The organism is Nocardioides nitrophenolicus, from assembly GCF_016907515.1.
Lineage (GTDB): Bacteria > Actinomycetota > Actinomycetes > Propionibacteriales > Nocardioidaceae > Nocardioides > Nocardioides nitrophenolicus.
Map to the genome: position 1 here is coordinate 2,925,287 of NZ_JAFBBY010000001.1, position 11,576 is coordinate 2,936,862.

Below are 11,576 nucleotides of genomic sequence, written 5' to 3' on the forward strand. Positions count from 1 at the left end.
CTACGGTTCGGGTGTTCGCACACCCGTGCTACCACAGGGAGCAGTCGTGTTCGTCGCCGCCTTCATCGCCGCCTCCGAGATCGGGCTCTGGGTGCTGCTGGGACTGGGGCTCGCGCTGCGCTACCTGCTGCGCCGGCGCCGCGCCAGCACGGTCGTGCTCGCGCTCATCCCACTGCTCGACGTCGCCCTCGTCGCCGCGACGGCGATCGATCTCCACCGCGGCGCGGAGGCCGGTACGACGCACGGGCTCGCCGCGATCTACCTCGGCTTCTCGGTCGCGTTCGGTCCCGCCCTGGTCCGCTGGGCCGACGTCAGGTTCGCGCACCGCTTCGCCGGCGGGCCGGCGCCCGTGAAGGCGCCGAAGCACGGCCCGGAGCGGATGGCGGTGCTGTGGCGTGAGTGGTTCCGGGTGGTCACCGCCGCGGCCATCGCCTCGGCTGTCCTGTTCGGCCTGATCCTGCTCGTCGCGGACTCCGACCAGGATCCCGTCCTCCTCGGCTGGGTGGCGCGGGCCTGGGTGGTCGTCGGCTTCTGGTTCCTGTTCGGCCCGCTCTGGGAGCTGCCGACGTCGCGGCGGACGCCTCAGGCGGGCGAGACCGCGGACAGGGCGAGCTCGCGCAGCTCGTCCTGATAGCCGGCGTACGTCGAGCGCATCGCCGCCGCGGGCCAGTCCGCGGGGAGCAGGGCGGCGGGCAGCAGCGGGTCGGTCGCGAGGTGGCGGACGATGTGGGCGGCGACCGCCAGGCGTGGCGCCGGCGCGGTGGTCTGCTCGAAGCGCCCGAGCAGGGCGCGGCCGGCCTCGGCCCACGCGCCCAGGTCCCACAGCCGGGTCGCGAGATCGGCGGGGTCGTCGTCGGGCGTCGCGGTGAAGGTGCTCAGCACCGCCTCGCCGGCGTACCCCCGCGGCCGGCGGAGGTTCGCCGGCCGGGTCCACACCCCCTCGCGCAGCTCGGCCAGCCGGTACGACGCCAGCCGCTCGCGCAGGGCCGCCCGCTCGGCTCCGGTGCGCCCGGCGACCACGACGACGGCCAGCTCCCAGGAGCCGTCCCAGCCGGTCTCGGCGTCGAGCACCGCCTCGTCCTGGCGCCGCTGCCGGGCGGCCAGCCGCTCGCCCAGGACGTACCGACCGGACTGACCGGGCTCGCCGTCGGCCCGGCGCAGGTCGCCCGCGGCGACCGCCCGGGTCAGCGCGACCCGGGCCGTGGCGGCCGGGATGCCGAAGTGCTCGCCCGCGCGCACCAGCTCGGCCGCCGACATCCGGTCCGGGTGGGAGCCGAGCAGCAGGCTGAGCATCACCGAGCGTGCCGAGAGCGGGGCGACGTCGGGCATGGACCGATTCTCCCACCGTTACGAATCTGGACACAAGCGTTGGCCTAAGCGTAATATCACGGCATGGTCGACGAGGCGCCCTGGCGGCGCGCCAGCACGGACGGCACGGACTCGCCGTACCGCGCCGCGGAGCCGCCGGCGGGCGAGCCGCCGGCGTACCGGACCCTGACCTACGAGGTCGACGGCCGGGTCGCGCGGCTCACCTTCGACCGTCCCGAGCAGGGCAACTCGATCACGCCCGACACCCCGGTCGAGCTCGCGGACGCCGTCGAGCGCGCCGACCTCGACCCGCGGGTGCACGTGATCGTGCTGAGCGGACGCGGCAAGGGCTTCTGTGGCGGCTACGACCTCGCCGCGAGCGCCGAGGGGCTGATGGACGGCCGGATGGCGGGCGCCGCGCCCCGGGCCGGCACGGTGCTCGACCCGAGCGTGCAGATGCTCAACCACGACCCCGCCGGCACCTGGGACCCGATGGTCGACTACGCCATGATGAGCCGCTTCACCAAGGGCTTCGCCAGCCTGCTGCACGCCAACAAGCCCACCGTGGCGAAGATCCACGGCTTCTGCGTGGCCGGGGGCACCGACATCGCGCTGCACTGCGACCAGATCGTGATCGCCGCCGACGCCAAGATCGGCTATCCGCCCACCCGGGTCTGGGGAGTGCCCAGCGCCGGACTGTGGGCGCACCGCCTCGGCGACCAGCGCGCCAAGCGGCTGCTCCTGACCGGCGACACCCTCACCGGCCGCGAGGCCGCCGAGTGGGGACTCGCGATCGAGGCCCCCGAGCCCGACCAGCTCGACGAGCGCACCGAGCGGCTGGTCCGGCGGATCGCCGCGATGCCGCTCAACCAGCTGATGATGGTCAAGCTCGCCCTCAACTCCGCCCTCCTCGCGCAGGGCGTGCAGAACAGCCAGCTGATCAGCACCGTCTTCGACGGCATCTCCCGCCACACCCGGGAGGGCTACGCCTTCCAGCAGCGCGCCGCGGCCGTCGGCTTCCGGCAGGCCGTGCGCGAGCGCGACGGGGCGCCGTACGACGACGGCGGCCCCACCACCAGCAATGTCACCGACCACGAGGGATGAGCGCCATGACCAGCACGCACGACGTCGTCAACCAGGTTCCGCCGCTCGTCGGCCACGACACCTCCGCCGATCCGGCCCTGCGCGAAGGACTCGAGCGCGAGGGCGCCGGGTGGGCGCTGGAGGAGGTCCGCGCGGTCGGGCTGCTCGCCGGCACCCAGGAGTCGATCGAGCTCGGCCGGCTCGCCGAGCGGGTCCCCCCGCGGCTGCACACCCATGACCGCTACGGGCGGCGGATCGACGAGGTGGAGTACGTGCCGGCGTACCACCGGCTGATGGAGACCGCGGTGAGCCACGGCATCCACGCCGCCCCGTGGGCCGACGACCGGCCGGGCGCCCACGTCGCGCGCGCCGCGAAGTTCTACGCCTGGAACGTCGACGCCGGCCACGGCTGCCCGATCTCGATGACCTACGCCGTCGTCCCGGCGCTGCGCGCCAACCCCGAGCTGGCCGCCCGCTTCGAGCCGCTGCTGACCAACCGCGCGTACGACTTCGGCCTGCGCGACCCCGAGACCAAGCGCGGTCTGATCGCCGGCATGTCGATGACCGAGAAGCAGGGCGGGTCCGACGTACGCGCGAACACGACGACGGCCACGCCCCAGCCCGACGGGACGTACCGGATCGTCGGCCACAAGTGGTTCACCTCGGCGCCGATGTCGGACATGTTCCTGACCCTGGCCCAGGCGCCGGGCGGGCTCTCGTGCTTCCTGCTGCCGCGGGTGCTGCCCGGCGGCGAGGCCAACCCGATCCGCTTCCTGCGGCTCAAGGACAAGCTCGGCAACAAGTCCAACGCGTCGTCCGAGATCGAGTACGAGAACGCGGTCGGCTGGCTGGTCGGCGAGGAGGGCAAGGGGGTCAAGACCATCGTCGAGATGGTCAACATGACCCGCCTGGACTGCGTGATCGGCTCGGCGTCGGGGATGCGGGCCGCGCTGGTGCAGGCCGCCCACCACGCCCGCCACCGCGCGGCGTTCGGCAAGCTGCTCATCGACCAGCCGCTGATGCGCAATGTGCTGAGTGACCTCGCGGTCGAGTCCGAGGCCGCCACCACCGCGATGATGCGCCTCGCCGGCGCCAACGACCGCGCCGTACGCGGGGACGCCGGGGAGGCGGCGTTGCGCCGGCTCGCGCTCGCGGCGACGAAGTACTACGTCTGCAAGCGCGGCCCCGTCGTCGCCAACGAGGCGCTGGAGTGCCTCGGCGGCAACGGCTACATCGAGGACTTCGACCTGGCCCGGATCTACCGCGAGCTGCCGCTGCTCTCGATCTGGGAGGGCTCCGGCAATGTCGCCGCCCTCGACGCCCTGCGCGCCATCGGCCGCGAGCCGGAGTCCCTCGACGCCTTCTTCGGCGAGGCCGAGCTGGCCCTCGGCTCCGACCCGCGCTACGACGACGCGGTCACGGCGCTGAAGAAGGAGCTCACCCAATTCGACGACATCGAGCTGCGGGCGCGCCGGCTGGTGGAGCAGATCGCTCTCGTCTTCCAGGCCGGGCTGCTGATCCGGCACGGCTCGAGCGCCGTCGCCGACGCCTTCTGCGCCACCCGGCTGGGCCGGGACTGGGGGAGCGCGTTCGGCACACTGCCCGCCGGCCTGGACCTGGCACCGATCCTGGAGCGGACCGAGCCGGTCTTCTGACCGCTCATTCGGGATAGTCCCTGCTCAAAAGCACCAGGAAGGGCGTCGTTTCGGTGCTTTTGAGCAGGGACTATCCCGGCGAGACGGTCAGCGGGGGCGGTCGCCGAGCTTGACCTTGACCGCGGCTCCGGCGGGCAGCACGGTTCCCCGCCGGGGCTTCTGGCGCACGACCCAGCGTGCACCCGGGTGGGTCCGGCGTACCTTGCCGACCTGGCAGCCCGCCGCATGGAGCCTCTTGCGGGCGGCCTTGATCTTGTGGCCGACCAGCTGGGGAACGGTGCAGGTCGTCGGACCCGCGGTGTAGGTCAGCGAGATGGCCGGCTGGCCGGTCGTGTCGGTCGCGATCGAGGTGTTCGTGGCCCCGGCGCCGGTGCCGCTGGAGCCCGCGCCACCGCCCGAGCCGGCCGAGCTCGCGCTCCCGCCGCCGCCGCCACCACTGAAGGGGAAGCCGCAGCCGAAGCCGGTCCGGCCGTCGGCGCCCGTGCCCAGCGATCCGGCGGTGACACTCGAGTCGCAACCGGCGCCACTCGCCCCACCGGAGGTGGCGGTTCCCGGCTGGCCGCCGCCGCCATAGCCCTGCCCGGCCGTCGGGACGGCCCCCGCGGCGCCGCCGCCGTTCGTCGTCGGCGGCGACGGCGTCGAACCACCCCCGCCTCCGCCACCGGCGGCGACCAGCAGCCGCAGGCCGAGCGAGGTGCCGGCCGCGCGTGGCGCGAGCCGGATGTCCGAGGCGCCACCACCGCCACCGCCGGGCGCGCCCGCGGAGCCACCGGCGCCGCCTCCGTTGAAGCCGCCGACGGCGCCGACGCCGTTGCCGGCCACCTCGATGTAGAGGATCTGCCCGGGCGTCCATGTCTCGGGCCTGGCACGCGTGGGTGGACGAGAGCATGTCGATCGGCGTCGACCGCTCGGGCTTCTACGTGCTCGCGGCGAGCGTCGGCGACCCGAGTGCGGCGGAGGCGATGCGGAGCGCGATGCGGGAGCTGATGCCGAAGCCGCGTCGGCGGCTGCACTGGCACTCCGAGGCGGCCGACACCCGCAGAGCGGCCGTGGACCGGATCGCCGCGCTGGACCTGGTCCACGTCGTCGTCGTGCGCGAGCTCGTCGGCGGTGTCCGCCGTGTTGCGCCACTCCCGTCGTACGGGGGATCGAGGCTCGCTTCTCCGATGGGGATCCAGCGTCGCGATCCTGGACTGAAAAAGCGCCGAGGCCGGCTCCCGTCATGCGGCGGGGGGTCCGGCCTCCACTTCCCGGCCCCCCTCAGGGGCGGGCGGTGAGGCCACCTTGCCACTCGTCGCCGGGTCCACTCAGCTGCTTGTGACCGGCACATCCACTCCCAGCGCCCCCAACGCCATCGACCCGAGCAGCTCCCGCAGCGCCGCGTCGGGGATCGCGTGACCCGCGCGGGGCGTGGAGTTGAGCAGCCCGAACGCGGCCTGGGCGGCGGCGTGGGCGCGGGTCTTGTCGAGGTCGGGGCGCAGCGCGCGCAGCTGGTCGGCCCAGAGGTCGACGTACGCGCGCTGGAGGCGGCGGACCTGCTCGCGGGCGTCCTCGGGGAGCGACTCCCAGTCGCGGTCCTGGACGATGATGAGGGGGCGGTGGCCGAGGGCGAACTCGACGTGCCAGTCGACGAGACCGCGCAGCGCGGCGGACGGGTCACCGGCGCCCGCGGCGACGCGCTCGCGGCCGACCTCGAGCAGGCGCTCGCTGATGGAGGTCAGCATCTCGGCGAGCACGGCCTGCTTGGAGGCGAAGTGCTTGTAGAGCGCGGGTCCGGAGATGCCGCAGGCCGCGCCGAGGTCGGCGACGGAGACGCCGTGGAAGCCGCGGGCGGCGAACAGGTCGGCGGCGGTGGCCAGGATCTGCTCGCGGCGGGTCGGCTCGGTCACGGTCACCCCCGAAGGCTACCCAGATTGGGTCATGACGCGGTCGGATCGCCGCTGCTAGGCAGGGGGACGGTGCGGCGCGCGCCACTGACCCCGAGGAGCGGACCATGGGCAAGGCAGCGATCAGGATCGGTACGACGGTGGCGGCGCTCGCGCTCGCGGCGATCGGAGCCCCCGCCGTGGCGAGGCAGCAGGACGGCGGCCGGGCCGCCCCCAAGACGGTGGTCCCGCTCATGGGTCCGCGTGGCGTCGACGCGCTCGGAGACGGGCGCACGCTGGTCACGGAGAGCGGCGGGAACTTCAGCCTGGTGGTCGAGCGCAGGCACGGGCCGGCGCGGGTGGTCCCGCTCGGCAACCTGCCCAGCGAGTTCCCGCCCGCCATCGCCAAGGGCCCGCACGGCGTCATCTACCTGCTCACCGGCGCCTCGGGCCCGCCGCCGGAGCAGCGCCAGCCCGCGCTCCGCGGCCGGGCGGCGGCGCCGCCGGCCACGCTGTTCAAGTGGAAGCGGGGGTGGCCCGCGCCGAAGCCGGTGGTCGACATCGGCGCGTACCAGAAGACCGACCCGGATCCGTGGGACCAGGAGAACCTGCCCACCGACAGCAACCCGTTCGGCGTCGTGGCGCTGGACGACGGCACCGTGCTGGTCTCCGACGCGGCGGGCAACGACCTGCTCCGGGTGTGGCCCAAGAAGCGGAAGATCAAGACGGTCGCCCGGCTGGTGCCGCGCACGGTGCCGGTCCCGGCCGGGCTGCCCGACGTACCTCCGCCGATGGGTCCGCTCCCGCCCGCCGGCACCCCCATCGTCTCCGAGGCCGTGGCCACGTCGGTGACGGTCGGCGCCGACGGCTACTGGTACGTCGGAGAGCTGCGCGGCTTCCCCGCGACCCCCGGCACCTCACAGGTTTGGCGGATCAAGCCCGGCTCGAAGAACGCGACCTGCGATCCCCTGCACCCGCGCAAGGGCGCCTGCACGAGGTATGCCGACGGGTTCACCTCGATCACCGACCTCGCCGCCGGACCCAAGGGGATCTATGCCCTGGAGCTGTCGAAGAAGAGCTGGTTCGCCTTCGAGCTGGGCCTGCCGGGCGCGCAGGAGGGCGGGCTGTTCCTGATTCGGCACCGCGGCGCCACGCCGCGGGTGCGTGAGCTCGCCGCGGGCCGGCTGGTCAACCCGGGTGGGGTGGACGTGAGCGACCACGTGTACGTCGCGGGGCCGCTGTTCGGGCCGGGGGCGCTGCTCCGGCTGCGGTGAGGCGGGCGCGGCGGATCGGACACGGGTGTTGCACGACAGGTTAACGATCATTAACCTGTCCCTGTGTCCGAGACTTCCGAGCCCACCCTCCGCGACCTCGCCGCCGACCTGCGCGAGCGCCTCGCGCGCGTGCGTCAGGGCGGCAGCGAGGCGGCCCGCACCAAGCACACCGACCGCGGCAAGCTGCTGCCCCGCGACCGGGTCGACGGGCTGCTCGACCCGGGCAGCCCGTTCCTGGAGCTGGCGCCGCTGGCGGCCTACGGCATGTACGGCAAGCCCGGGGCCGACGACGACTACGCCGTGCCCGCGGCCGGGGTGGTCGCCGGGATCGGCCGGGTCCAGGGCCGCAACGTCATGGTCGTCGCCAACGACGCGACCGTGAAGGGTGGCACGTACTACCCGATGACGGTCAAGAAGCACCTGCGGGCGCAGACCGTCGCCGCCGAGAACGACCTGCCCTGCGTCTACCTGGTCGACTCGGGCGGGGCCTTCCTGCCGATGCAGGACGAGGTGTTCCCCGACAAGGAGCACTTCGGGCGGATCTTCTTCAACCAGGCCACCATGTCCGCGCGCGGGATCCCGCAGCTCGCGGCCGTGATGGGCTCGTGCACCGCCGGCGGCGCCTACGTCCCGGCGATGTCCGACGAGACCGTCATCGTCAAGAACCAGGGCACCATCTTCCTCGGCGGCCCGCCCCTGGTGAAGGCCGCGACCGGCGAGGTCGTCAGCGCCGAGGATCTCGGTGGCGGCGACGTGCATGCGCGCAGGTCCGGTGTCGTCGACCACCTCGCCGACGACGACGCCCACGCGCTGCGCATCCTGCGCGGCATCGTCGACACCCTCCCCACCCCGGCTGCGCAGGCCGCCGTCGAGGTCGAGGACCCGCACGAGTCGCCGGAGAGCATCTACGACGTGGTGCCGACGAGCACCCGCACGCCGTACGACGTGCGCGAGGTGATCCGGCGCCTGGTCGACGGCAGCCGGCTGCAGGAGTTCAAGCAGCTGTACGGCGAGACCCTGGTCTGCGGGTTCGCCCGGATCCACGGCCACCCGGTGGGCATCGTCGCCAACAACGGCATCCTGTTCTCCGAGAGCGCGCTCAAGGGCGCCCACTTCATCGAGCTGTGCAACCAGCGCGGCATCCCGCTGCTGTTCCTGCAGAACATCTCGGGCTTCATGGTCGGCCGCGAGTACGAGAACCGCGGCATCGCCCGCGACGGAGCCAAGCTGGTCACGGCGGTCGCCTGCTCGGTCGTGCCGAAGCTGACCGTCGTCATCGGCGGCTCGTTCGGCGCCGGCAACTACGGCATGTGCGGGCGCGCCTACGACCCGCGCTTCTTGTGGATGTGGCCCAACTCCCGGATCTCGGTGATGGGCGGCGACCAGGCGGCGAACGTGCTCGCGACGGTCGCCGGGCGCGAGGACGATGAGGAGTTCAAGCAGCCCATCAAGGACCAGTACGAGACCCAGGGCTCGCCCTACTACGCCTCCGCGCGGCTGTGGGACGACGGCGTGATCGACCCCGCCGACACGCGCCGGGTGCTCGGCATGGCGCTCGACGTCGTGTCGACGGTGCCCACGCCCGCCCCCAACTACGGCATCTTCCGGATGTGAGCCACCGATGACCGACATCACCACCCTCCTCGTCGCCAACCGCGGCGAGATCGCGCGCCGGGTCTTCCGCACCTGCCGCGACCTCGGCCTCCGCACCGTCGCGATCCACACCGACCTCGATGCCGACGCGCTGCACGTGCGCGACGCCGACGCCGCGATCCGGGTGCCGTCCTACCTCGACGGCGACGCGGTGCTCGCCGCCGCCCGCGAGGCCGGCGCCGACGCGATCCATCCCGGCTACGGCTTCCTGTCCGAGAACGCCGGCTTCGCCGCGGCCGTCGCCGACGCCGGTATCGCCTGGGTGGGGCCGAGCCCCAAGGTGATCGAGCAGATGGGCCGCAAGGACGCCGCCCGCGAGCTGGCCGTCGCGGCGGGCGTGCCGGTGGTGCCGTCGTACGACATCGACGAGGACCCGGCGACCTTCGCCTACCCGGTGCTGGTCAAGGCCGCGGCCGGCGGTGGCGGCAAGGGCATGCGCGTGGTCCGGGCGGCCGCCGACTTCGACGCCGCCGTCGCGGCCGCGAAGCGCGAGGCGGCGAGCGCGTTCGGTGACGACACCATCCTGATCGAGAAGTACGTCGAGCGCGGGCGCCACATCGAGGTCCAGCTGCTCGGCGACAGCCACGGCACCGTCGTCCACCTCGGCACCCGCGAGTGCTCGGTGCAGCGGCGCCACCAGAAGGTGCTCGAGGAGGCGCCCGCGCCCGCGCTCGACGACGACCTGCGCGAGCGGCTGCACCAGTCCGCGGTCGCGCTCGGGAGCTCGGTGGGCTACGAGAACGCCGGCACCATCGAGTACCTCCTCGACGCGAGCACGGGCGACTTCTACTTCCTGGAGATGAACACCCGGCTCCAGGTCGAGCACCCGGTCACCGAGCTCCACAGCGGCACCGACCTGGTCGCGCTGCAGATCGCGGTCGCCGCGGGCGAGCCGCTGCCCTTCGACCAGTCGGGGGTGCGCTTCTACGACCACGCCATCGAGGCCCGCATCTACGCCGAGGACGCGTTCGGCGGCTTCCTCCCGCAGGCCGGCACGGCCACCGTGGTCTCCTGGCCGGAGGCCGCTCGCGTCGACCACGCGCTCGAGTCCGGCCAGGTCGTCAGCACGTCGTACGACCCGATGCTCGGCAAGGTGATCGTCCGGGCGGCCACCCGCGAGGCCGCTCGGCGGGCGCTGGTCACCGCGCTCGACGACACCGCGATCCTCGGGCTGACCACCAACACCGGCTTCCTGCGGGTGCTGGCGGCGGGCGAGGAGTTCGCCGTACCCGGGGGGATCGACACCGCGTGGCTGGACCGCCACGAGGTCCCCGCTCCCGACCCGGCGCCGGCGCGGGCCCTCGCCGCCCGGCTCTGGCTGGACGCCAACACCGCGGCCCGTGGCCCGTTCGCGGGCGACGGCTTCCGGATGGGCGCCCCCGCGGCCGTGCCGGTCGTCGAGCTCGACGAGCCCGCGACCCCCGCGGCGCGGGTGCCCGAGCGCACCGTCGCCCGGGTCACCGCCCATGAGGTGGAGCTGGCCCACCACGGCCAGCGCTACGTCTTCCACCGCCCCGACGCGAGCGCCGACCACGGCGCCGCCGCCGGTGACGGCACCATCGTCGCGCCGATGCCCGGCACCGTCCTCGACGTGCGGGTCGCGGTCGGCGACACGGTGGCCGAGGGCGACGTCCTCGGCGTCGTGGAGGCGATGAAGATGGAGCTGGCCCTCAAGGCGCCGTACGCCGGCACCGTCACCGTCGTCGGCGCCACCACCGGCCAGCAGGTCGCGCTGGGCGCCGTGCTGTTCGTCGTGGAGGCGGAGGACGCATGACCGGCCTGCCGATGGTGGTGCCCGAGCCGGGACTGCCGACGAGGGTCACGATCTACGAGGTCGGCCCGCGTGACGGGCTGCAGAACGAGAAGTCGGTGGTGCCGACCGAGGTCAAGGCCGCGTTCGTGAAGCGACTGATCGCCGCCGGGCTGCCGGTGGTCGAGGCCACCAGCTTCGTGCACCCGCAGTGGGTGCCCCAGCTCGCCGACGCCGCGGACCTGATGACCGGCCTGACCGCCGAGCTCGGGGACCTCGCCCGGCGGCTGCCGGTCCTCGTCCCCAACCAGCGCGGACTCGACCGCGCCGTCGAGCTGGGCCTGCGCCATGTCGCGGTCTTCGCCTCGGCCACCGAGACGTTCGCGAGCAGGAACCTCAACCGCACGCTGGAGTCGCAGTTCGAGATGTTCGAGCCGACCGTGGCCGCCGCGCTCGCGGCCGGGATGGACGTCCGCGGCTATGTCTCGATGTGCTTCGGCGACCCGTGGGAGGGCGCGGTCCCCGTCGAGCAGGTCGTCACGGTCGGCAAGCGGCTGCTCGACCTCGGCGTCGGCCAGCTCAGCCTGGGCGACACCATCGGCGTTGCCACCGCGGGCCACGTGAAGGCGCTGGTCGCGGCCTTCGCCGACGCGGGCGTGGGCTGCGAGCGGCTCGCCCTCCACTTCCACGACACCTACGGCCAGGCGCTCACCAACGTCCACGCGGGCCTGCAGGCCGGCATCACGACGTACGACGCGTCGGCGGGCGGCCTCGGCGGCTGCCCCTACGCCAAGAGCGCCACCGGCAACCTCGCCACCGAGGACCTGGTGTGGTTCCTCACCGGCCTCGGGATCGAGCACGGCGTCGACCTCGACGCGGTGGTCGGCGCCAGCGTCTGGATGGCCGAGCAGCTCGGCCGCCCCAGCCCGTCGGCCGTCGTACGGGCCCTCGCTTCCACGGGCTCCTGACCCCCCTCTACCGTGGGGCC

At 73.6% G+C, this 11,576-nt stretch carries 11 protein-coding genes; 8 read left to right on the forward strand and 3 right to left on the reverse strand.

Features of this window, described 5'->3' with window-relative positions:
• Nucleotides 1-46 precede the first annotated feature (46 nt).
• A complete protein-coding gene (locus tag JOD66_RS14230; RefSeq protein ID WP_204837500.1) occupies nucleotides 47-631 on the forward strand; it encodes a hypothetical protein in 585 nt (194 codons plus the stop codon).
• Here JOD66_RS14230 and JOD66_RS14235 read toward each other — a convergent pair.
• Nucleotides 583-1,329 (reverse strand): PaaX family transcriptional regulator C-terminal domain-containing protein, encoded by a 747-nt coding sequence (locus JOD66_RS14235; RefSeq protein WP_204837501.1) that lies wholly within the window; start codon nucleotides 1,327-1,329, stop codon nucleotides 583-585. The genes JOD66_RS14230 and JOD66_RS14235 overlap by 49 nt on opposite strands.
• 63 nt (nucleotides 1,330-1,392) lie before the next feature.
• Here JOD66_RS14235 and JOD66_RS14240 point away from each other — a divergent pair, with 63 nt between their 5' ends.
• Both JOD66_RS14240 and JOD66_RS14245 read left to right on the forward strand, forming a co-directional pair.
• The gene (locus JOD66_RS14240; protein ID WP_204837502.1) at nucleotides 1,393-2,412 is read left to right on the forward strand and encodes a crotonase/enoyl-CoA hydratase family protein; all 1,020 of its coding nucleotides are present in this window, start codon (nucleotides 1,393-1,395) and stop codon (nucleotides 2,410-2,412) included.
• Between the two features lie 5 nt (nucleotides 2,413-2,417).
• Entirely contained in the window at nucleotides 2,418-4,046 is a 1,629-nt protein-coding gene (locus JOD66_RS14245) for an acyl-CoA dehydrogenase family protein (RefSeq protein ID WP_204837503.1), read from the forward strand.
• An 87-nt stretch (nucleotides 4,047-4,133) separates the two neighbouring features.
• Here the strand turns inward: JOD66_RS14245 and JOD66_RS14250 are convergent, their stop codons facing one another.
• Nucleotides 4,134-4,868, reverse strand: coding sequence for a PASTA domain-containing protein (locus JOD66_RS14250; protein ID WP_204837504.1), 735 nt, complete (start codon nucleotides 4,866-4,868; stop codon nucleotides 4,134-4,136).
• Between the two features lie 29 nt (nucleotides 4,869-4,897).
• Here JOD66_RS14250 and JOD66_RS14255 point away from each other — a divergent pair, with 29 nt between their 5' ends.
• Nucleotides 4,898-5,323, forward strand: a complete 426-nt coding sequence (locus tag JOD66_RS14255) for a hypothetical protein (RefSeq protein ID WP_204837505.1) — start codon at nucleotides 4,898-4,900, stop codon at nucleotides 5,321-5,323.
• 30 nt (nucleotides 5,324-5,353) lie between these two features.
• Here JOD66_RS14255 and JOD66_RS14260 read toward each other — a convergent pair whose 3' ends face one another.
• Complete coding sequence (locus JOD66_RS14260) at nucleotides 5,354-5,941, reverse strand: SACE_7040 family transcriptional regulator (RefSeq protein ID WP_204837506.1); 588 nt, start codon at nucleotides 5,939-5,941, stop codon at nucleotides 5,354-5,356.
• Between the two features lie 98 nt (nucleotides 5,942-6,039).
• Here JOD66_RS14260 and JOD66_RS14265 point away from each other — a divergent pair, with 98 nt between their 5' ends.
• The 4 genes from JOD66_RS14265 to JOD66_RS14280 all read left to right on the forward strand — a co-directional run bounded on the left by JOD66_RS14265 (nucleotide 6,040) and on the right by JOD66_RS14280 (nucleotide 11,556).
• Nucleotides 6,040-7,185 (forward strand): ScyD/ScyE family protein, encoded by a 1,146-nt coding sequence (locus tag JOD66_RS14265; RefSeq protein WP_204837507.1) that lies wholly within the window; start codon nucleotides 6,040-6,042, stop codon nucleotides 7,183-7,185.
• Between the two features lie 63 nt (nucleotides 7,186-7,248).
• The gene (locus JOD66_RS14270; RefSeq protein ID WP_204837508.1) at nucleotides 7,249-8,799 is read left to right on the forward strand and encodes a carboxyl transferase domain-containing protein; all 1,551 of its coding nucleotides are present in this window, start codon (nucleotides 7,249-7,251) and stop codon (nucleotides 8,797-8,799) included.
• Nucleotides 8,800-8,806: 7 nt separating this feature from the next.
• Nucleotides 8,807-10,612 carry an ATP-binding protein gene (locus tag JOD66_RS14275; RefSeq protein WP_204837509.1) on the forward strand — a complete coding sequence of 602 codons (1,806 nt, stop codon included), beginning with the start codon at nucleotides 8,807-8,809 and terminating at the stop codon, nucleotides 10,610-10,612.
• Nucleotides 10,609-11,556 carry a hydroxymethylglutaryl-CoA lyase gene (locus JOD66_RS14280; protein WP_204837510.1) on the forward strand — a complete coding sequence of 316 codons (948 nt, stop codon included), beginning with the start codon at nucleotides 10,609-10,611 and terminating at the stop codon, nucleotides 11,554-11,556. Before JOD66_RS14275 ends, JOD66_RS14280 begins: the two co-directional genes overlap by 4 nt.
• Nucleotides 11,557-11,576 lie beyond the last annotated feature (20 nt).